This is a genomic window from Glutamicibacter bergerei, assembly GCF_054495185.1.
This window is the reverse complement of the sequence record NZ_CM137131.1, coordinates 3,028,897-3,049,997: the sequence shown is the minus strand read 5'-3', so window position 1 is coordinate 3,049,997 and position 21,101 is coordinate 3,028,897. Positions and strand designations below refer to the sequence as shown.

Sequence of the window (21,101 nt, the reverse complement as noted above, 5' to 3'; positions counted from 1 at the left end):
GTAAACCCATGCAGAAGACAACACCAGCCCTGGAGCTTCAGGGCGTGGGACTGCAGATCGGTGGAGCTCGCATCCTAGAAGATGTCAGCTTCACCGTGCAGCCCGGCGAAATGATCGGTGTGATCGGACCCAACGGCGCCGGAAAAACGACCCTGTTCAACCTCATCTCCGGGGTGCTCAAGGCCACCAGCGGAACCATCGCAATGTCCGGACGCACCATGGACAAGCTGCCGATTCATGCCCGAGCAGCCGCCGGGCTAGGGCGAACCTTCCAAACTTCTTCACTGTTCCCCGGGTTGGACGTCACCGAAAATATTCGGCTTGCCGCCCAATCCAAACTCGGACAATCACTATCGCTGCTCAGCTTCCCGCGCCGCGGGGATGCGGCCGGAGCGATTGCCGAGGATTGTATTAAACAAGTTGGCTTAGAAGCCAAGTCACGTGCCCGAGCGGCAGATCTTTCCCATGGAGACAAGCGCAAGGTGGAGATCGCAATGCTGCTCGCGGCAGACCCGGCGGTGATCTTGCTCGATGAACCCATGGCCGGAGTCGGCTCCGGAGATGTCCCGGGACTGGTAGAAATCATTCGGCGGATGCACCGCGAATCGGGACGCACCTTGATGATGGTCGAACACCACATGGACGTGGTGCTCGGGCTGGCCGACCGGGTGGCGGTTATGCACAACGGCAGCCTGCTAGCCATCGATGAACCGGACGCAATTATTGCCAATGAAACGGTACAAAGCGCCTATCTCGGACAGGGAGCAGCTTAGATGAGCCAGGAAAGCATTGAACCTATCCTGCGAGTGCGCGGCCTGCATGCCGCCATCGACGGGTCCCAAGTGGTGGACGGTGTCGACTTCGAGGTCCCGGCCACCGGAATTACCGCGCTGCTCGGCCGTAATGGTGTGGGCAAAACCAGTACCATCAAAGCCATTATTGGGCTGATTCAACGTACCGGCGGAACCATTGAGTTAGCCGGAGAACGCATAGACAAGGTTCCTACCCACAAGATCATCCAACGCGGTGTGGGCTATGTACCCGAAGACCGCGAGGTGTTCTCCGCGCTGAGCGTGGCCGAAAATCTGAAACTTGCCGAACGCGACGAACACCCCAACCGCCAGCTGGTCGAAGAACTCTTCCCCGACCTGGTCAAGCGCGCTAGCCAAGCGGCCGGTTCACTCTCGGGCGGGCAACAGCAGATGGTTTCGCTGGCCCGGGCGCTACTGAACGTCAACAAATTGCTGCTGGTGGATGAGCCAACCAAGGGGCTTGCACCAAAGATTGTGCAGGAGGTTGCCGAGGCACTGACGGTAGCGGCGCACAGTGTGCCGATTCTGCTGGTGGAACAAAACCTCTCGGTGGTTCGCCAGCTAGCGGCCGGCGCCATCATTTTATCCGGAGGCAAAGTGGTGCACCGCACCGATTCGGCCACCAATTTTCTTGATGACGAGGCGCTGACCCAACGGTTCTTGGGTGTGCAAAGCGAAGAAGCGTTGGAGCAAGCGGCCGAAACAACCAGCGGAGGGATTGTATGAGCACCCTAATACTTCTCCTGATTACCGGCGTCGGACTCGGCGCCCTGTACTTCCTGGTGGCTTCCGGGCTGTCGCTGATTTACGGATTGATGGGTGTGCTGAACTTTGCCCACGGTGCGTTTCTGACCCTGGGGGCCTTCGTCTCCTGGGAGATGTCGCGGCGTATCGGCGAGGGAACCTGGCTGACGTTCATCATCACGCTGGTTATCGGCGCCGCGGTTGGCGGAGTCTTTGCGGCCTTGACCGAATTTGCGCTCATTAGACCGCTGTACAACCGGCATATTGAACAGGTGCTGGTCACCGTCGGTTTGTCTCTGGCGGCAGTGGCTATCTTCGAAGGCGTCTGGGGGACCGACCCGCAGTACACCAAGGGACCGGAGTGGTTCACTCGGACCACCGACGTACTGGGCGCGCAGGTTCCCAATGACCGGTTTGTCACTATCATCGTCGCGGCGCTAGTGCTGCTGGGTGTGGTGTTGTTCTTGAAGAAGACCCGTTATGGAATGATCATCCGCGCCGGCGTGGAGAACCGATCAATGGTTACCGCGCTGGGCATCGATGTACGCAAAGCCTTCACCCTGGTTTTCACCATTGGCGGTGCCGCCGCCGGTATCGGTGGGGTGCTGGCCAGCCACTACTTCGGTTATGTATCCCCGGCCTTGGGCGGATCCTTGTTGATCTTCGCGTTTATCGTGACGGTGATTGGCGGACTCGGCTCACTGTCCGGGGCAGCCATAGCCTCCGTGGTGGTTGGAGTGCTGCAGCAGATCACAAACTTCTATTGGGGTGTGGGTGACTTCGTGGTAATCGTGTTGCTGGCGGTTGTCCTGTTGACCAAGCCCACCGGACTGATGGGGAAGACAGCATGAGCCCTGAACCTACGAATACCTTGCCTTCTGAAGAATCGACCGGCGAGCGCCGTGAACCAACAGCGGCTGTGGCCGTGGACAAAGTGGCCCGTCGGGTCCGTGTCCAGCCCTCGCACCGGGTGAAAACGCCCGGTGCCAGAATCGGAGTCTGGGTGCTGGGCCTGCTGGCGTTGTTGCTCATGGCGGCGCTGCCGCTGTTGAACATTTCAATTCCAGGCGTCTTGCCTACCCCTACGTATCAGCCAGGGACGCTGCAGCTGTTGGCGATGTGCCTGCTGATGGCTGCCGCGGCGCTGAGCTATCACCTGCTGATCGGTGTGGCCGGACTGCTGTCCTTTGGACACGCACTGTATTTTGGTGCCGGGTCCTATGGGTTGGCGATTATTCTCAACAACCTAGGTTTGCCGTTACTTCCGGCCATGGGATTGACGCTGGTGGTGGCATTGGTGCTTTCCACCTTGACGGGCATGGTTGCGCTGCGCGTGACTGGCATTCCGTTTGCCATGGTGACCTTGGCTTTTGCCCAGGCCGGCAGCGTGCTGGTGCGGCGTAATCCCGGCGGTGCCACCGGCGGTGAAGAGGGAGTGAGTCCTGATACCGCGGGTATCCCGGATTTTTTGATTGGCGTGGCCAATACCCGGAACCTTTACTGGCTTTCGTTGCTGACCTTGCTGGTGGTGATCGTGGTGGTTACTTGGGTGCAGTCATCTCGTGCCGGGCATGTGGCCGCCGCGGTACGCGAGAACGAGTTGCGTGTGCGGGTGTTGGGATTGCAGCCATACTGGGCGAAGCTGCTGATCTTCGTGGTGGCCGGTGTGCTGGCAGCGGCGGTCGGCATGGTGTTTGTGCTGCTGCAGTCCGGAACGGTGCCCCGGCAGGTTTCTGCGGACTTCACCATCACCTTGCTGGTGATGGTGGTACTCGGCGGGGTCGGTTCGAAGTGGGGCGCGGTGATTGGCGGGGTGTTGTACACGCTGTTAGATCAGCGGTTGAGCGCTTTGGCGAACTCCAGCGCGGTGGAGTCGATGCCGGCGTTCTTGCATGTGCCATTGTCCGAACCGCTATTTATTCTCGGAACCCTCTTTGTGCTGGTGGTGCTGTTCATGCCCGGTGGTTTGACCGGTGCGGTACGCCGGTTGCGTGAGCGTTTCACTTCCAATCCGGCAGCCAAGAAGAATTAAGGAACGGTCATGAGCAAGGATCAAGGCCTTCATACGTTGGGATGTTGGACTACCGATCGGTCGCTGAGCACCCCGGAACGTATTGCCATCGATGACCGAGGAGTGCGGACCACCTACCGGGAGCTTGAACGCCGGGCGATCGCCTTAGGTGCGAAGTTCATGGCCGCGGGTTTTGGCGTGGGGGATCGGATTGCCACACTCTCGGGGAACAGTGCCGACCACGTGGTGTTGTTTTTCGCCTGTGCCAAGGCCGGGCTGGTGCTGGTGCCGCTTTCCTGGCGGTTGACTTCCGTGGAGCTGCGGGAGCAATTGTCGATTGCCGACCCCTCGCTTTGGGTGGTGGAAGACGAGTTCCAGACGCTGGCCGAACAGAGCAACGCTCAGCTGATACAACCGGTCCCCGTGCTCACCATGGGGCCGGCGGGAGTAGAAGCGAGCGTCGAAGGTCCTGCGCGCGAACGCAATGAACTGCGCGGTTGCGCCCCTACCGATGATGATCCATTGCTGATGGTATTCACCTCGGGTTCCGAAGGCAAAGCCAAGGCCGTGGTGCTGACCCACGCAAATTGTTTCTGGAACAATTTGGCTCTCTCACGCACGGTGGACCTCACCAGTCAGGACACTATTCTGGCGGTCCTGCCGCAGTACCATCTGGGCGGCTGGAATATCCAGCCGTTGTTAGCCTGGTGGGTCGGTGCCACGGTAGTACTTGAACGGACCTTCGACGCCGGACGGGCACTGCAATTGCTGGCGGACCGCAAGGTCACCATGATGATGGGGGTGCCCTCACATTACCGAATGCTGGCCACCCATCCGGAGTTTGAATCGACGGATCTGACCGCGTTGCGACTGGCAGTAGTGGGCGGGGCGCCGATGCCGCCGAGCCTGCTGCGTTGCTGGCATGGGCGTGGTGTGGCTCTGGTCCAGGGCTATGGGCTGAGCGAAGCTGGACCGAATGTCCTGTGCCTAGCCAGCGAAGAGGCGATGAGCAAGATTGGTTTCGCCGGGCGGCCCTACCCGCACGTGAAAGTGAAACTTGTTGATGCGGTCACCGGCGAAGAAATCCACGGGGCCGGTGCTGGCGAACTGCTGGTGAGCGGTCCGAGCGTATCTCCGGGATATTTTCGTGACGCCGCCGCGAGCGCCCACGCTTTTGTTAACGGGTGGCTGCGCACCGGTGACCTGGTGCAACGTGATGACCAAGGGTATCTGAAGGTGATTGACCGGATTAAGGACCTGTACATTTCCGGTGGGGAAAATGTTTCGCCTACCGAGGTGGAACAGGTACTGCTGACTCATCCTGCGGTGGCCGAGGCTGCCGTCATCGGGGTTCTGGACGACAAATGGGGTGAGGTGGGGCAAGCCTGGGTGGTCCTGGCGGCGCACACTCATGCCGATGCCACCGAGCTAGCGGCGCATTGCGCCAAACAGCTGGCCCGATACAAGATTCCGGCAACGTTCAAGTTCGCCTCGGCGTTGCCTCGGGTCGGAATTGAAAAGGTTTCGCGGCAGAAATTGCGTGATCTGGGACGGGCCGAACAACTTTTAATGCGGCAGGAGGATCAGCGATGAGTACGGTGACCCCAAGGACCCAGCGGGGGACTCGTACCCGCAGCAAGATTCTGGCGGCGGCCGAGAAGGTGTTTGCCACCTTGGGCTATCACGACGCGTCGATTGTGAAGATCACCGAATGTGCCGGAGTCGGGTTGGGGACCTTCTACCTGTACTTTGCGGGTAAGCACGAGATCTTTGATGAGGTCGTCGAGGATCTGAACCGTCGGGTGCGCATGGCCATGGCTGAAGCCTCGGCGGCGGAAGAAAACAGGTTTGCCGCCGAGCGGGCGGGCTTCAAGGCCTTCTTCCACTTCACCGCACAGCATCCTGCGCTGTATCGGATCATCAAGCAGGCGGAGTTTGTCTCACCCGGAGCGTTGCGTAAGCACTACAGCAAAATCGTTGAGGGGTACATTCAAGGCCTCGAAGCGTCGCAACAGGCAGGGCAGATCCGGGCGATGAACCCGGAAGTAGCCGCCTGGGCCTTGATGGGTATCGGTGAATTGGTGGGTATGCGCTGGGTGTTATGGGAAGGAACCGAGGACTCTTCGGGGCACCGCCCCGAGATGCCCGAGGAAGTATTTGAAGAAATGATGAACTTTATTGATCGTGCGTTGGCGCCAACCGGCGCGCAACCAACCGTGGAAGGTTAAGCCCCATGACCGAAACTAAGACAACCTCAGCCCCAGCCGAAGCAACCCTGGCCGGACGCACCGCACTCATTACCGGCGGGGCGTCGGGTATCGGCTTGGCCTGCGCGAAGAAGCTGAGCGCGCAGGGGGCAACCGTCACGGTGGCAGATTTGAATGCTCAATTAGCTAACGAGGTGGCGCAAAGCCTTGGGGGCAAGGCGTGGGCCGTAGATCTGTCCGATACCAAGGCGTTGGAAGAACTGAGCCTGGATACCGACATTCTGATCAATAATGCCGGGGTGCAGCGGGTGGCCCCGATTCATGAGTTTGATCCCGAAGCATGGCGGCTCATTCACCGGCTGATGCTCGAATCCCCGTTTTTGCTGATCCGTGCGGTGCTACCTGGCATGTATCAGCGCGGGTATGGGCGCATCATCAACCTCTCCAGCGTCCATGGTCTGCGGGCCAGCCCCTTCAAAAGCGCGTATGTCTCGGCGAAACACGGGTTGGAAGGATTATCCAAGGTCACCGCGCTGGAAGGTGCCGAGCACGGCGTGACCAGCAACTGCGTCAACCCCGGATATGTGCGCACCGCACTGGTGGAGAAGCAGATCGCGGATCAAGCCAAACTCCATGGCATTGCGCCGGCCGAAGTGGTGGAGAAGATTATGCTCACCGAGGCTGCGGTTAAACGCCTGGTGGAACCCGAGGAGGTTGCTTCACTGGTGGCCTGGTTGGCGCAGGATGAGGCCGGCATGGTCACTGGCGCGTCCTACACCATGGACGGTGGGTGGAGTGCCCGATGACTGAAAACACCTACCGCACCGAATGGGTGCCGGTCAACGGCGGCAACTTACAGGTTGGGCTGTGGGGTCCAACCGATCCGCAAGCTCCGACGGTACTGCTGATTCATGGAGTTACCGCATCGCATAAAGCCTGGGGCATGGTCGCCCAAGCGCTGCCCGGGGTGCGCGTGATCGCCCCGGATCTGCGCGGCCGGGGACGCAGCAACCAGCTGCCAGGACCTTACGGCATGCCGGTGCACGCCGCGGATCTGGCCCGGGTTGCAGATCATTTCAGCGCCGGACCGATCCCGGTGATCGGGCACTCGATGGGTGCTTTCGTGTCCTTGGTCTTCGCAGACCTCTACCCGCATCTGGTCTCTTCGCTGCTGCTGGTGGACGGTGGCCTGCCATTGCAGGTTCCCGAAGGGCTGGATGACGAGCAGATCATCGATGCGGTCCTTGGTCCCGCGGCGCAGCGCTTGTCGATGACCTTCGAATCGGTGGCCGCGTACCAACAGTTCTGGAAACCGCACCCCGCCTTCGTCGACAACTGGAACGACGTGGTTGATGAGTACATCGAGTACGACCTGGACGGTGCCGCTCCGCAGCTGCGCCCGGCCACAAAATATCAGGCATTGGCCGAGGATACCGCAGAACTTCACCGCGGGGCTTCACTGTTCCAGGCCTTGGAAGAACTTCGTCATCCGGTGACCTTCCTGCGCTCGCCGAAGGGGCTGATGGGTGCCGAGCCAGGACTGTATACGGCAGAGTATGTGCAGTCGTGGGCGCAGAAGCTGCACGGACTGCAAACCGAAGAAGTGCCGGGGACCAACCATTACACGATCGTGATGGATGCTCCCGGATGCGATGTGGTCACCGGACATATTCAAGGCATGCTCGGGCACCGCACCGACGCGTAGTAATCACGTACGTCCAGGCAGCACAATGCCCGGCATGAGCACCATCTGAGGGTGGGTCTCATGCCGGGCATCAGGTTTTGCTGCTGTTACTTAGTCACCAATTCCGGGCTGCTGCCCAGCTGCGCGGTGGGTACCCGGTAGGTCTCGCGAGCGGTCAACGCGGAAATTGTTGCAATCAACGAAATTGCCGCAGTGAACAGGCTGATCTTGACCCAGCCTCCTAGTTCTAGACCGCCCATGGCCGCCACGATGGACGGAGCAAACCCGGCCATGAGGAAGCCGAGCTGAGTGCCGATCGCCAGTCCCGAGAAGCGCACCTTGGAAGAGAACATCTCGGCGTAGAAGCTAGGCCAGACGGCATTGGCCGCTGCGTAAGCGCAGGAGAAGACCGCCACAGAAAGAGCGAACTGCAAGAGCGTATTGTCTGTTTCCATGCTGCGCAGGTAGAACGGCATAACGATTGCGGAAGAGATTGCTCCGTAGATGAAGACTGGCTTGCGGCCGATGGCATCTGCAAGTTTGCCGAACAAGGGTTGGGTAAACAAAGCGCCGATATTGCCTGCAACAACAAGCCATAGGGTGATCGAGGCGTCCATATTTCCGATGTTCTTGCCGTAAGAGATGGCAAGCGTTCCGTACACGGTGGACACGGCGGCAATAAATGCGCACAGCACCACACGCAAGACATCTTTCCAGTGGAACTTCAGCAGGACTGCCAGTGGCAGCTTAGCGATGTTATTGCTCTTTTTCGCTTCCTCGAACTCTGGGGTTTCATGCAGCGAACGGCGGATGAAGAAAGTCACCAGCACCACAACGGCTGAAAGCCAGAAGGGGATGCGCCAGCCGATACCGTATTTGATGTCATCGGGCAGTGCCATGACGGGGATGAAAATGAGTGCGGCGAGGATCTGACCGCCCTGGGTCCCGGTCAGTGTCCACGAGGTGAAGAAGCTGCGGCGGTGATCAGGTGCGTGCTCCAGGGTCATTGAGGATGCGCCGGCCTGTTCGCCAGCTGCAGAGAGTCCCTGGCAAAGCCGAGCGAGCACCAGCAGGATCGGAGAGAGCCAGCCGACTTGTTCGAAGGTCGGCAAGCAACCGATAGCGAAGGTTGAGGCGCCCATGAGCACCAAGGTGAACATCAAAACTTTTTGACGTCCGATACGGTCACCAAAATGTCCTAAGACTACCGCGCCGATAGGTCGTGCGATGTAGGCAAAGCCGAAGGTTGCCAAGGACATGACCGAGGCGTTCGCGTCGGCGTCGGGGAAGAAAATATGCGGGAAGATCAGTGCTGCGGCGGAGCCGAAGATGAAGAAGTCGTAGTATTCGACGGCGCTTCCCATGAAGCTGGCGACTGCTGCCTTGACGGGGGTGCGTTTCCCGGTGCCGGGCACTTGAGAGGCCGACGGTTCGCGTGTGGAGGGCATCGGAAAACTCCTTTGTTTTGTTGCGGGCGAGCTGAAGAACAAAAATATGTGCGCTATACGTACACTTGTACGTAATGTGTACATTGATATAGAGTAGATGTAAATCACAGTCAGCGCAATATCTGCGTAAGCATGACGGAAAGTTGGGTAACACGGTGAGTACTCTTACTCAGTCCTATCTGGTCGGACTCATTGGTGACGGGGTGCTGCCTTCGTTGACCCCACCCATGCACGAACGCGAAGCGGATGCGCAATCGCTGCGCTACCTCTACCGGCCCATTGACCTCACGGTCCTGCAACGCGGGGCACAAGACGTCGGGGAACTGCTCAAATCCGGTGCCGAACTGGGATTTAACGCCTTCAACATTACCCATCCGTGCAAGCAAGTGGTCATTGATTACCTCGATGAAGTCAGCGAGAACGCCACAGCCATCGGCGCGGTGAACACCGTCATTATCAAAGACGGAAAATTCTTTGGACATAACACCGACGCCTCGGGCTTCGGCTGGGCGCTGGCCGGCGGGCTGCCCGAAGCGAAGCTGGATAAGGTCCTGCAGCTAGGCGCTGGGGGAGCCGGGGCGGCGGTCGCTTTTGCCCTGCTCGATGCGGGAGTTAAGGAGCTATTCCTGTCAGACCCGGATACCGCGCGGGTAGCCGAACGGGCAGCCGAACTGAAAACTCATTTCCCGCACGCCGCAATTGTGGCGATCCGCCCCGATGAGGCACCGGCGCGGCTGGCCGACGTGGACGGACTGCTCAACGCAAGCCCCATCGGCATGCATCACCACCCGGGACTGCCGCTGGACATTTCAAATCTCACTTCCCGGCACTGGGTAGCCGACTGTGTTTACCGGCCGGTGGACACCGCGCTGATTCTTGCCGCCCGCGATCTAGGATGCCAGGTGCTCGATGGCGGAAATATGGCGGTCGGACAGGCAGTTGATGCCTTTGGCATCATCACCGGGTTAACCCCGGACGCCGGACGAATGCGCGCTCACCTGCTGGAAATGTTGGAGGCAGGACTCTAATGCGCACCTCGATAGCCACCGTCTGCCTCTCGGGCACACTCGAAGAAAAAATGCTTGCCTGCGCCAAGGCCGGCTTTGACGGCATTGAAATCTTCGAACAAGATCTCACCGTCAGCCCGATGTCTCCCGAAGAAGTCAGGGCCTTCGCCGCACGACTTGGGCTCAGCCTAGACCTCTTTCAGCCCTTCCGCGATTTTGAGGGAGTTGAAGAAGAGGTCCTGCTGGCGAACTTGCGCCGCGCCGAAGCAAAATTCCAGCTGATGCAGCGCCTTGGCATGGACCTGATCCTGTTGTGCTCCAATGTGGGCACCGCGACGATCAATGACGATCAGCTTTTCGCCGCGCAGATCCGCCGCCTAGCAGACCTCGCAGCGCAGTATGGCGTGCGCATCGCCTACGAGGCCTTGGCCTGGGGCAAGTACGTGGATACCTACCAGCATTCATGGGAGATCGTGAAGCTGGTTGACCGCGACAACGTAGGGCTGTGCATTGACAGCTTTCACATTCTTTCGCGCGGTGACGATCCGGCGCAGATCGCCCAGATCCCAGGGGAGAAGATCTTCTTTGTGCAGCTTGCCGACGCACCAGTGCTGTCCATGGACATCCTTTCCTGGTCGCGGCACTACCGCGTTTTTCCGGGTGAAGGCGGCTTTGAACTAGACGTATTCCTTGGCTACCTCGTACGTTCTGGATATTCCGGGATCGTCTCCCTGGAGATTTTTAACGACGTCTTCCGGCAGTCAAATGTTGAGCTCACCGCCATCGATGGGCTGCGTTCATTAATTTGGCTCCAGGCACGCACCGCAGCGCTACTGGGGACAGAAGAAGTCAGGGATAACCTCGGCCTTGTCTCACTGCCCGGCGTCCAAGAAGCCAGCGGTTTCGACTTCGCCGAAATCCGCACCGAAGACCCGGAACTGATTGCGCAAATGCTCGCCCAGCTAGGGTTCTCCTTCCTCGGCCAGCATCGGCGCAAACCCGTACAGCTCTGGTGCGCCGGAGATGCACGCATTATCGTCAATTCGCAACGCAGCCGCGCGGTCACCGCGAGCGTAAGCGGACTGAGTATTCAAGTCCCAGACCCGTCCGCCGGACGTGCCCGGGCCTCCGCGCTGTTGGCCAAGCCAGTCTCGCGCCACCACACCAAGGACGAGCAGGAAATTTCCGGGTTCAGCGCCCCGGACGCCACGGAGGTGTTCTTCGGCTCCGCCACGCTGACCGCGGCGTGGGAAGCTGAATTCGGTGTGCTGCCGGGAGCCGCGCAGCCCACCGACAAGGGGAGCATTGAATCAATTGACCACATCAATCTTGCCCAGCCATGGCAGGCCTTTGATGAGTCGGTCCTGTTTTACACCAGCGTGCTGAATTTGGAAGCAAGGCCCGGCACTGAGGTGCCAAGCCCTATGGGGCTTGTGCGCTCCCAGGTGTTGCGCACCGCTGATGGCGGGGTGCGGCTGGCGCTGAACATCGTGCCGCAGGGGTTGGACGCAACCATTGACCGTCACCATGAATACCCGGAACATGTCGCATTGCGTACCGACGACGTGGTGGCGTTAGCACGCCGCGCACAAGCTGCAGGAATGGAATTCTTGCAGGTTCCGGCGAACTACTATGAAGATCTTGTGGCACGCTTTGACATCGATGAGAAGTCCTTGGCAACCCTAAAGGAACTAAACCTGCTCTACGACAGTGACGAGCATGGAGTATTTTTGCACTTTTACACGGCCACCGTGGGCAATATGTTCTTTGAGGTGCTAGAACGCCGCGACGGCTACGATGGATACGGGGCACCCAACGCCCCGATTCGCCTTGCAGCGCAGTTTGAGCATAATCGTTTTAACCGCTCATAACTGTGCCGAGGAATGAACATCTAGGTGAAAATGGGGACCCTTATCTTGGCAGAGCAGCCCGACTATTACGTGAAATCAGCGGAGAAGACCTTGGCGGTGCTGCTCGCGTTTAAGGGAGGAAACACGGCGCTGACCGTATCTCAGGTGGCTGCCGCCACCGAACAGACTCGTGCCTCGGCCCGACGTTTCCTGCTGACGCTAGTGGATCTTGGCTATCTGGAAATTGAGGGAAATACCTACCGTCAAACCCCCCGGGTGCTCGACGTGGGCGCCGCCTACCTCTCGGGCCTCACCCTGCCTCGCGCTGCTATTTCCCATCTGCAGCAGCTGGCCCGGGAACTGGATGAAACCTCCTCGCTATGTGTGCTCGAAGGCCAGGATATTCTGTATGTGGAACGAGTTTCTGCACCGCGACTGCACCAGATGAACGTGTCAATTGGTAACCGCTTGCCGGCCTGGACGACGTCCACGGGACGTGTGCTCATTGCGAATTTGAGCGCCGGTGAACGCGCAGAATTCTTGAAAAACATTGAACTGCGCCGATATACCGAGCATACGGTGGGTTCTCTGGCGGAGCTGAATGCGGAGCTGGACCGGGTGGCCGGCCAAGGCTGGTCGCTGGTGAACCAAGAGCTCGATGAGGGACTGCGTGGATTGGCCGTGCCGGTGTACCGGGGCAATCAGCTGCTTGGTGCGCTCAACGTATCGGTTCAATCGGGCCGTGCCGACGATTTCTCGATTTCTCAGACCCTGCTGCCGGCCCTGCGCCGCGCAGCCAAGGAGATTGCCGCCGACTTCGGCGGCCGGGCCGACTAGTTCGGCCGGCTGCAATAACAAGTTTTATGCCGGCACAAAAAACAGGGTGCCGGCGGTGGCGACAGCGATGATCACCAGCGTGCCGCAGAGGCCCAGAACCAGTGCCTTGCCTCCGGATTTCACGATGCTGCGCAGATGCACACCCAAGCCGAGTGCAAACATTGCCGCCGCCAGCAAGAGCGTCTGCAGATTCTGTGTCACCGAAAGCAACGACTCTGGCAGAAGATCTGTGGTGCGCAGCAGCATTGCAACGATGAATCCCAAGACGAATAATGGGATCAACGGCGGATTTTTCCCACCTTCAATCGAATGCTTGCGCCGCATATAAAGGCCAAGACCAGCAATGATCGGTGCTAGCAGCACCACGCGGGCCAGTTTGACGGTCACCGCGACGGCCAAGGCTGCGGCACTGACCGATCCGCCGGCCGCCACCACCTGGGCGACCTCATGGGTCGAGGCGCCGATCAGCATCCCGATGCTGCGATCATCCATGCCCAACAGGGATCCTAACAACGGCATGGCTGGAATCATTAGCGTGCCGAAGAGTACGACCAACCCGATAGCGGTGGCGACCTCATCTTGTTTTGCCCGGGTGACGCTTTCGGTTCCCGCCACCGCTGCTGCGCCGCAGATTGAAAATCCTGTGGCGATCAGCAGCCGCTGGGGTAATTCGATGCCCATCTTTGCGCCGATCCACAACGTGGCCGCAAAAGTCACCGAGACCGAAAGCAGGACCACTAGCAGTACCCCCGGGCCGAGCCCAACGATGGTCCCCAAAGATAGTTGCAGGCCGAGCAGTACGATACCCAGGCGCAGTAACTTCTTGGAAGCTATGGCAACGCCCGGGTTCAGTATCTGCGGCACCGGGGCGATGTTGCGCCAGAGCGCGCCGAGCAGGATGGCCATTAACAGGGCGCTGAATCCAGTAAGGAAACCACTGGCAAAGATACACAGCAAACCGGTGGCTAGACAGACGGCGAGCCCGGGAACCATGGATTTGAGGTTTGTGCCGGTCCTTGGGCCTCTGTCCGGCGCATCACGTAGTTTTGCGCCGGTGTCTGGGGACTGACCGTTTTTCTGCATACCTTCAATTTCTCATGCCGGTGCCAGTTCGGGTATTCCACGATCTGCTATCACGGGCATATGATCATGATATGGATCGGCCAGCTAATGACTTGCAAGATATCGCCCAGTGGATTCAGGTCTCGTCGCTGACGCTGTTAGTAGGAATCGCGGACCATGGGAGCCTGAGTGCAGGAGCGCGGGCTGTCGGCATCGCGCAGCCCAATGCTACTCGCGCCCTGAAGACTCTGGAAAGGCGATTGGGCTACCCGCTGATCATCCGAAAAACCACCGGATCCACGCTGACCGCCGAAGGAATCCTCACCGTGCAGTGGGCCCGCGAAGTCCTCGGCTCCCTGGACAACTTGGCCGCGGGTGCACGCACCCTGGCAAGCGAAGGCGAAACGGAGTTGCTCTTCGCCGCCAGCATGACCGTGGCCGAATACCTGGCACCCATATGGATCGGCACGCTGCATCGTAAGTTGCCACAGGTGAAACCGCGCATGCGCATCATGAATTCGCAGGACGTGATTGCGTCGGTGCAAAACGGCGAATTGGCGTTCGGCTTTGTTGAGACCCCGCAGATCCCAGCAACGCTGCGATATCAAAAGGTCTGGGATGATGCCATGGCGGTGGTTGTTGATCCTTCGCATCCATGGGTCCAGCGCAGTTCCCCGCTGAGTCTGCACGAACTGCAAAGCACCGCACTGATTGAACGCGAGGACGGCTCCGGAACGAGGGCCTTCTTGGATTACATTTCCCATGTGGAGCGGCCCGAACCGATTGCAGAATTTAACAGCAACTCGACAATCTGCCAGTGTGTAGCCGCGGGGATGGGGCCGGCGGTGCTTAGCCAGTTAGCGGTGGAAGGAGCGCTGCGGCAAGGCAGGGTTGTAGAGATTGAATTCGAAGGACCAAGCCTGCTGCGCGAATTCCGTGCCATCTGGCCGCGGAACCATGCCTTGAGCGCGACCGAACAGACGATGCTCGACATCGCGTGCGGAATTGAACGCCGGGGCGGCTAGCGCCCCGGCCGCGCTCCTAGCTAGCCAGCTCGGAAATCTCGGATTCCAGCAGCGCAGACAGGCGGCGTACGCCTTCGGTGATGGTCGCTTCGTCCACGGCGCAGAAGGCTAAACGGAGTTTATGGTGCGCCGATTCCGAAGAGCTGAATGCAGCACCCGGAATGAAAATGACTCCGGCGTCCACGCCCTTTTGCAGTAGCTCATAGGTGTCTATTCCTGCTGGCAGGGTCAACCAGATGAAGAAGCCACCCTCTGGGTGCGTGTGGGTAATCTCTGCCGGCAAGTGCGTAGCCAGGGCTTGAAGCATCGCATCGCGCCGGGAACGGTAGAGGTCGTTGTAGGTCTTGATCTGCCCGCGCCAATCATGCTCGGTGAGGTAGGCGCTGATGATCATCTGGTTCAAAGTTGGTGGGCATAGTGCCACCGCCTCACCGGCAAGGTAGAAGCGGCGGAACAAATGAGTTGGAACCGCAGCCCAACCAATGCGCAGCCCGGGGGAGAAAATCTTGGAGAAGGAGCCCATGTAGATGACGTTCTGCTCATCGAGGCTACGCAACGTTGGGGCGGCCTCGCCTTCGTAGCGCAGCATGCCGTAAGGGTTGTCCTCAAGAATCAGCACGCCTGCTTCGCGGCAGATCTCCACGATTTCCGGGCGGCGTTCGGCGGCCAAGGTAATACCGGACGGGTTGTTGAAGTTTGGAATGGTGTACAGGAACTTGATTCTCTCGCCAGCGGCTCGCAACTCGTCAATTTTTGTGCGCAGTGCCTCGGGGACCAGTCCATGCTCGTCGGTGAGCACCGGCGCGGCCTTCACCTGGTAGGCCTCAAAAGTGTTCAGTGCGCCCACGTAGGTAGGGTCTTCGCAGAGCACGGTGTCACCCGGGTTGCAGAAAACCTTGCACGCCATGTCCTGAGCTGACTGGGAGCCGTTGGTAACGACCACGTCGTCTACCGAGACGTTGGTGATGCCTTCCGCGGCCATGACCTCAAGGATCTGCTCGCGCAGTTCGGGGGTACCCAGGCCGGAACCGTATTGCAATGCTATAGGGCCTTGCTCGGTGATGATTCGCTGAGCAATGTCGCCAATTTTTTCCAGGGGAAGTACCTGAAGGTAAGGATTTCCGCCGGCTAAGGAGACAAGGGACGGATCCAAGGACAATTCGAAGACATCGCGGACCGCGGACTGCTTGATCCCGGCTGCGCGTTCGGAGAACAGTGCTTCGTGGGTTGTAAGCAACGTGTCGACTGGCTGGTTCGTTGGCATGGTCCTCCTCGACCGGCAGCTACCCGCTACTTACGGGAAGCATGGCATCGCCTCTGGGGATACCCAAGCGAAGTTTTCTATTGGAATACTTTAGTATTCCAGCAGTAAATTTACCAGAAGGCAAGGAATCAGGTTTATCCGGTAGGTAAGTCTTTGGCTTCCGATTCTGCCGCCGGACGTTGATCAAGCCACGCCTGAATTGCACTCGGGCGTATCCGCCGATGCGTTCCACGATATTCCACGGGAATAATGCCTGCATCGGCCAGTTTGCGTAGATATGAATTCGAGATCCCCGCCATCTGCGCCGCCTGTGAGGTATTCAGTAGCAGCTCGGTGGTGCCAATGCTGACCGACTCACCAGCCGCGAACCGGTTCAACACCTCAAGCAACGCGTCATGCGCGTCCTTGGGCAGCTGCAACGCGGTGCCGTTGACGAATACCGTCGTGTCCTCGGACTCGGCTAAAGCGCGTTGTAATCGCTCGGTAGTTTTCTCGTCTAGTGCTTCGAAGGTACGGACCCGGCCAAGTGCGGAAGTAGGTGATGCCATATGTTCATCTTGCCTGAGGAAAGAGGAGAATGCATAGAATTTGGGCGCAGGGAAAGTTGCTGGAGTATTTATCGATTATTACCCCAATGCGACGAACGGGGGTTGTGAAACGATCAACGGTTCCCGTATGGTGGAAATTGTAGGTCTAAAGAAAGTACTGACCAGCCATCTTCCGGCACACCACGACGGAACGTTTCGCCTTACCTGGCAACGACGGAGTGGGAATTGTGTATAGGGAAGCCTGAAGTCCACCTTAAATGCGTCGGTTCGGGTTCCTTTGCGGTCGGATGAATGGTCATGCGCGTTCCTACGCTATGCCACAAGTTTCGTGGGTACTGCGTTTTCGTGAATCAGAACTTTCTTGAAAGCAGATACTTTTAATGTCTATTGAAACTACCTCAGACCTGACCACCATCACCGACGAAGAGATCTTCAACGCCCATCTTGGCGGCAAGCTCTCTGTCGAATCGAAGATTCCCCTGAATTCCAAGCGTGACCTCTCCATTGCTTACACTCCCGGCGTCGCCAAGGTGTCCCAAGCAATTGCCGATGATCCAGCAAAGCACGCCACCCACACCTGGGCCTCACGCCTGGTCGCGGTAATTTCCGACGGAACCGCAGTCCTTGGACTTGGCAACATTGGTGCCGCCGCTTCGCTTCCGGTGATGGAAGGCAAGAGCGCCCTCTTCAAGGAATTCGGTGGTCTTGATTCAATCCCACTGGTATTGAACACCACTGACGTGGATGAAATCGTTGAAACCGTGATTCGCCTACGTCCAAGCTTCGGTGCGGTGAACCTCGAAGACATCTCGGCACCGCGCTGTTTTGAGATTGAAAAGCGCCTGATCGAAGCCTTGGACTGCCCGGTTATGCATGATGACCAGCACGGCACCGCCGTAGTGGTCCTGGCAGCATTGATTGGCGCGGCCCGTCACACCAAGCGCGAAATCAGCTCGCTGAAGGTTGTCATCTCCGGCGCAGGTTCGGCCGGCGTTGCCGTGACCAACCTGTTGCTACAAGCTGGAGTGGATGACGTCATCGTGCTCGATTCACGCGGAACTATCCACCGTGAACGAAATGATCTCAACGCGGTTAAGGCAGAACTTGCCGGACGCACCAACCGTGAGGACGTCATGGGCGGCCTTGCCGAAGCGTTGGAAGGTGCCGACGTTGTGGTTGGCTTGTCCTCTTCGCAGTTTGACGAGGCGGCGGTAGCCAAGATGAACAAGGACGCCATCATCTTCGCCCTGTCGAACCCAACGCCAGAAATCATGCCGGAAGTTGCTAAGAAGTACGCGGCAGTAGTAGCCACCGGACGCAGTGATTTCCCGAACCAAATCAACAACGTGCTGGCTTTCCCAGGTATCTTCCGTGGAGCCTTGGACTCGGGTGCTAAGAAGATCACCGAAGCGATGAAGGTCGCCGCGGCGCACGCCATTGCGGATCTTGTCGGTGACGATTTGGCTGCCGATTACATCATTCCTTCTGCCATCGACGATCGTGTGATGCCCGCGGTTGCCGCCGCAGTGGGCGCGCTGGCCGAAGCAAGTAAATAATTCCTCCACCGAGGAACCGTGCTGAATAGGTCGCAACAGTAATCGTTGCCCGACCAAAGGGAGCGTCCGAGAATCAATGATGATTCTCGGACGCTCCCTTGTTTAAACACAGATCTAATTAGACCGTGGCGGGTGCCTTAGCCCGGAGCGCATCGGCTTCTTCCCAATTACTTGGGCCCTGGGTAAACGCTCCACGGTAGCGGGCTGCCGGGTGGCGCTCATTGAGCAGGTCGCCGTCCCCGAAAAGCTTCTGACGCAAGGTGCCTTCGGAATATTCGGACTGTGCCAGACCCCTTGCACGTAAGACCGGCAACACCTTGTCCGCAAACTCTTGGAATGAACCTGGGATCACCCAATTGATGACGTTGATGCCATCAACCCCGGCGGCCTGCCAAGTTTCTAGCTGATCCGCGATCTGCTCGGGCGTGCCTTCCAAGCGGGTGCTGTGCGACTGGAGCGTGGCAACATCCTCGAGGGTCGGTTCACGGTCGGTAATGTGCTTGCCAGCCCATTCGGCCATTCCCTTGGAGGTGTTGGTATCAAGGTCCTTGAGCTTGGTTTCCTTCGGATACACCCGTCCGGTCCTATCGAGTATGGCCATGTGCGCCAAGTAGCCGTCGACGCTAATGAACTCGTCGTAGTGCTTGGATTTTTCTCGTGCTTCTTCCTCGGTGTCGCCAATGACGAAAGACAGTCCCTGGAAGAATTTGATGTCCTCGGCCCTGCGCCCATGGGAAACAGCCAACCGGCGGGTTTCGGCGATCAGCTCTTTAGCGACGTCAGGTGTCGGAGCGATGATAAACGTTGCCTCGGCATTGCGCGCTGCAAAGTCTCGCCCCGATGCGGAGGACCCAGCTTGGAACAGCACCGGTGTGCGCTGCTTGGATGGCGAAGGCAGGTGCGGTCCTTCGACTCGGTAGCGCTTTGACTGGTGGTAGATCTTGTTGATCTTTGACGGATCCGCGTAACGCCCATTTTTCTTGTCCTTGAGCAGCGCGCCTTCATCCCACGAACCTTCCCAGAGCTTGTAGGTGACGTCGATGTACTCGTCGGCCCAGGCGTAACGTTCGGTATGGTCGGTCAACGCTGGCAGACCGTAGTTGCGTGAGGCGTTTTCGTTGATACCGGTGACCACATTCCAGGCGATGCGTCCATTGGAGATGTGGTCCAGGGTGGACACCTGTCGGGCAAAGTTAAACGGGTGGTTCTGCACGATGTTTGAAGTCGTAGCTAAACCTATCTGCGTGGTGTGCACTGCCAAGGCACCGAGCAACACGGTGGGGTCATTGGACGGGATCTGCAGACCTTCATGGGCGTACACGTCGTAGTCGGCCTCCGTGTCGCCGTAAAGTCCGGAGACATCGGCGAAGAACATCGCGTCGAACTTTGCCTCCTCCAAGATCTTGGCGAGATTGATCCAGGTATTAACGTCGTTAAATTCTGTTTGTCCGGCATCGGGGCGGCGCCACTGGCCGTGCTGGATATGGCTGGTGGTGTTCATGACGAAGGCATTAAAGTGCAGTGGTTTTCCCATGGTGGTTCTCCCGGTCTTTTGGCAGTAGCGGTTAGCTCCCTTTATCCGATGCTTTCAGCGTTCGCTTGGGCGGTCGAGCATTACGAATGAAGAAGTCTTGGCAGGTAGTTGCATGACGCGTTGAGGCGTTTGTTACCAGGACGGGACCTATTTTTTATGACCTTAGAAGACTTCGCGAGTCCTGAAACGAAGCTAGACATTCGAACGACGAATGCTGAGTACGGTTTCCGTCCTTGCCTGAGTGGCATCAATTCCTTCGGTTCTGCGAGGGCTGGTGCTAACCAGTTACCGAAGCGGGCCAGCCAAACGATTCAAGTTATCCACAATTGAGAATTCCTGCGTCCACGCGACCCTGATTGTCGGAACACTTACAGGTACCTGAACAACTCGAGAGGAAGAGACATGGAAGATTACTCCGAAGCTACGATATGCGTCCGCTGCAGTTTGCCAGTGAAGGGGCTGGCATTGCTGACCAATGCCGAAATTGCCGCTACAGGTTTTGCCATCTTGCTGTGCAGAGGCGAACGGAACCCACGAGTCCTTGGCTTCACCCTCGGGTTGTCCAATCTTGGACACTGTGAAGTGATGACCGTCGGAGGATCCGATGACGAAGTTTTTGCGTTACTCTCGCACCTCGCCGAACAGGTCACAAGGCACGGACAGAGCTTCGAGGTTGGCTCCCAGTGCACCTCGGTATTCAATGACCTGTTTTTTCGAGAGGCACCATGTGGGCTACATGATTTGGATATCGTCAGCGAGATTTGTGGCGATGAAATACCCACGTGGCTAGCGTGCGACGAACCATTGAGTTTTATCAGTCTTGACGAAGAGCCTCACGCATGACGTGGCTGATAAAACAGGCCAAGAACGGGAAATAAATAGGATCTGGAAACCGCACGTTCCCTAAGGAGAGACATCATGTGCGATATGTGCAATGGAATGACTCGTAAGCAGGTTGAGGCCCAGACGGCTCAACGGATTCGAGATTACGGCAGGGAGATTATTTATGTCGAGGGCGACGAATGCTGTGAGCCCTATGCCTACACCGTAGGTTTGAGCAAAATTGGACATCCGGAGTTTCTCGTCCGCGGTTTAGACGTGGCGGATAGCATGCAGATGTCGAATGGATTTTCAGCATCCGTACTTGAGAATCACGAGCACTTTGCTCACGCGCATACCTCTTGCTGGAAAGACGGGCGGCTTCTGGTTTTCTCCGGAATTTCTACAGGGATTCGGTTGCATGTGCCCTTTGCATACAGGCGCTACGGCGAATCGGTGCGAGTGTTAGAGATCCTTTTTGCTGGTGATGATTTTCCACTTGGAGCGTTACAAGCCAACCAAAATTAGGGCAAAAATTTCCTGTCGGGGGGCTGCGGATTAGTCTCGAAGGCCTGAAAATTTGCACGATTTCGTCTCTAGTGGGGGCATGCATTTTGTGGTGAAATCTATGAATTATTGGATTCTTTGGTCTGACCACATAGCCGTGTAATCAGCATCATCTGTGAGCTTCGG

General features: G+C 58.1%; 20 protein-coding genes. 15 read left to right on the top strand and 5 right to left on the bottom strand.

Translation table 11 applies throughout. The annotated features are described in order from the left end of the window. Positions 1-8: 8 nt before the first annotated feature. From ACX5K5_RS14160 to ACX5K5_RS14125, 8 genes are all read left to right on the top strand, one after another. On the top strand, positions 9-773 hold the full coding sequence (locus ACX5K5_RS14160) for an ABC transporter ATP-binding protein (protein WP_346059493.1): 765 nt from the start codon (positions 9-11) through the stop codon (positions 771-773). Further along, the gene (locus ACX5K5_RS14155; protein WP_443442845.1) at positions 774-1,538 is read left to right on the top strand and encodes an ABC transporter ATP-binding protein; all 765 of its coding nucleotides are present in this window, start codon (positions 774-776) and stop codon (positions 1,536-1,538) included. After that, the gene (locus ACX5K5_RS14150; RefSeq protein ID WP_096254830.1) at positions 1,535-2,407 is read left to right on the top strand and encodes a branched-chain amino acid ABC transporter permease; all 873 of its coding nucleotides are present in this window, start codon (positions 1,535-1,537) and stop codon (positions 2,405-2,407) included. Before ACX5K5_RS14155 ends, ACX5K5_RS14150 begins: the two co-directional genes overlap by 4 nt. Before the next feature lie 179 nt (positions 2,408-2,586). Further along, positions 2,587-3,588, top strand: a complete 1,002-nt coding sequence (locus ACX5K5_RS14145) for a branched-chain amino acid ABC transporter permease (RefSeq protein WP_459175445.1) — start codon at positions 2,587-2,589, stop codon at positions 3,586-3,588. A gap of 9 nt (positions 3,589-3,597) precedes the next feature. Then, positions 3,598-5,160, top strand: coding sequence for a class I adenylate-forming enzyme family protein (locus ACX5K5_RS14140; RefSeq protein ID WP_459174575.1), 1,563 nt, complete (start codon positions 3,598-3,600; stop codon positions 5,158-5,160). Continuing rightward, positions 5,157-5,795, top strand: a complete 639-nt coding sequence (locus tag ACX5K5_RS14135; protein WP_346059490.1) for a TetR/AcrR family transcriptional regulator — start codon at positions 5,157-5,159, stop codon at positions 5,793-5,795. The genes ACX5K5_RS14140 and ACX5K5_RS14135 overlap by 4 nt, the downstream gene beginning before the upstream one ends. 5 nt (positions 5,796-5,800) lie before the next feature. Beyond that, entirely contained in the window at positions 5,801-6,580 is a 780-nt protein-coding gene (locus ACX5K5_RS14130) for a 3-hydroxybutyrate dehydrogenase (protein ID WP_096254834.1), read from the top strand. Continuing rightward, the gene (locus ACX5K5_RS14125; protein WP_459174574.1) at positions 6,577-7,479 is read left to right on the top strand and encodes an alpha/beta fold hydrolase; all 903 of its coding nucleotides are present in this window, start codon (positions 6,577-6,579) and stop codon (positions 7,477-7,479) included. Before ACX5K5_RS14130 ends, ACX5K5_RS14125 begins: the two co-directional genes overlap by 4 nt. Before the next feature lie 86 nt (positions 7,480-7,565). On the opposite strand, the gene ACX5K5_RS14120 is transcribed toward ACX5K5_RS14125, so the two are convergent. After that, positions 7,566-8,906 carry an MFS transporter gene (locus tag ACX5K5_RS14120; protein WP_459174573.1) on the bottom strand — a complete coding sequence of 447 codons (1,341 nt, stop codon included), beginning with the start codon at positions 8,904-8,906 and terminating at the stop codon, positions 7,566-7,568. A 155-nt stretch (positions 8,907-9,061) separates the two neighbouring features. Between ACX5K5_RS14120 and ACX5K5_RS14115 the strand changes: the two genes are divergently transcribed. The 3 genes from ACX5K5_RS14115 to ACX5K5_RS14105 are packed head-to-tail and all read left to right on the top strand — an operon-like array spanning position 9,062 to position 12,600. Continuing rightward, positions 9,062-9,934, top strand: a complete 873-nt coding sequence (locus ACX5K5_RS14115) for a shikimate dehydrogenase (protein ID WP_096254837.1) — start codon at positions 9,062-9,064, stop codon at positions 9,932-9,934. After that, on the top strand, positions 9,934-11,784 hold the full coding sequence (locus ACX5K5_RS14110) for a bifunctional sugar phosphate isomerase/epimerase/4-hydroxyphenylpyruvate dioxygenase family protein (protein ID WP_459174572.1): 1,851 nt from the start codon (positions 9,934-9,936) through the stop codon (positions 11,782-11,784). The genes ACX5K5_RS14115 and ACX5K5_RS14110 overlap by 1 nt, the downstream gene beginning before the upstream one ends. Positions 11,785-11,814: 30 nt before the next feature. After that, positions 11,815-12,600 (top strand): IclR family transcriptional regulator domain-containing protein, encoded by a 786-nt coding sequence (locus ACX5K5_RS14105; RefSeq protein ID WP_443458935.1) that lies wholly within the window; start codon positions 11,815-11,817, stop codon positions 12,598-12,600. Positions 12,601-12,624: 24 nt separating this feature from the next. On the opposite strand, the gene ACX5K5_RS14100 is transcribed toward ACX5K5_RS14105, so the two are convergent. Beyond that, positions 12,625-13,683 carry a YeiH family protein gene (locus tag ACX5K5_RS14100; RefSeq protein ID WP_459174571.1) on the bottom strand — a complete coding sequence of 353 codons (1,059 nt, stop codon included), beginning with the start codon at positions 13,681-13,683 and terminating at the stop codon, positions 12,625-12,627. Between the two features lie 71 nt (positions 13,684-13,754). On the opposite strand from ACX5K5_RS14100, the gene ACX5K5_RS14095 reads away from it, so the two are divergent. Continuing rightward, positions 13,755-14,687 carry a LysR family transcriptional regulator gene (locus ACX5K5_RS14095; RefSeq protein WP_459174570.1) on the top strand — a complete coding sequence of 311 codons (933 nt, stop codon included), beginning with the start codon at positions 13,755-13,757 and terminating at the stop codon, positions 14,685-14,687. Between the two features lie 16 nt (positions 14,688-14,703). Here ACX5K5_RS14095 and ACX5K5_RS14090 read toward each other — a convergent pair whose 3' ends face one another. Together ACX5K5_RS14090 and ACX5K5_RS14085 are read right to left on the bottom strand one after the other, a co-directional pair. After that, complete coding sequence (locus ACX5K5_RS14090) at positions 14,704-15,951, bottom strand: aminotransferase-like domain-containing protein (protein ID WP_459174569.1); 1,248 nt, start codon at positions 15,949-15,951, stop codon at positions 14,704-14,706. 134 nt (positions 15,952-16,085) lie between these two features. After that, positions 16,086-16,499: a helix-turn-helix domain-containing protein gene (locus ACX5K5_RS14085; RefSeq protein WP_443438513.1), complete on the bottom strand. Its 414-nt coding sequence runs from the start codon at positions 16,497-16,499 to the stop codon at positions 16,086-16,088. A gap of 380 nt (positions 16,500-16,879) precedes the next feature. Here ACX5K5_RS14085 and ACX5K5_RS14080 point away from each other — a divergent pair, with 380 nt between their 5' ends. Beyond that, on the top strand, positions 16,880-18,055 hold the full coding sequence (locus ACX5K5_RS14080; protein WP_459174568.1) for an NAD(P)-dependent malic enzyme: 1,176 nt from the start codon (positions 16,880-16,882) through the stop codon (positions 18,053-18,055). 118 nt (positions 18,056-18,173) lie between these two features. Here the strand turns inward: ACX5K5_RS14080 and ACX5K5_RS14075 are convergent, their stop codons facing one another. Continuing rightward, entirely contained in the window at positions 18,174-19,589 is a 1,416-nt protein-coding gene (locus ACX5K5_RS14075; RefSeq protein ID WP_441664036.1) for an NtaA/DmoA family FMN-dependent monooxygenase, read from the bottom strand. A 402-nt stretch (positions 19,590-19,991) separates the two neighbouring features. Here ACX5K5_RS14075 and ACX5K5_RS14070 point away from each other — a divergent pair, with 402 nt between their 5' ends. Both ACX5K5_RS14070 and ACX5K5_RS14065 read left to right on the top strand, forming a co-directional pair. Then, complete coding sequence (locus ACX5K5_RS14070; protein ID WP_443462385.1) at positions 19,992-20,432, top strand: hypothetical protein; 441 nt, start codon at positions 19,992-19,994, stop codon at positions 20,430-20,432. A 96-nt stretch (positions 20,433-20,528) separates the two neighbouring features. Then, positions 20,529-20,936, top strand: coding sequence for a DUF4262 domain-containing protein (locus ACX5K5_RS14065; RefSeq protein WP_459174567.1), 408 nt, complete (start codon positions 20,529-20,531; stop codon positions 20,934-20,936). The last annotated feature ends 165 nt before the right edge of the window (positions 20,937-21,101 follow it).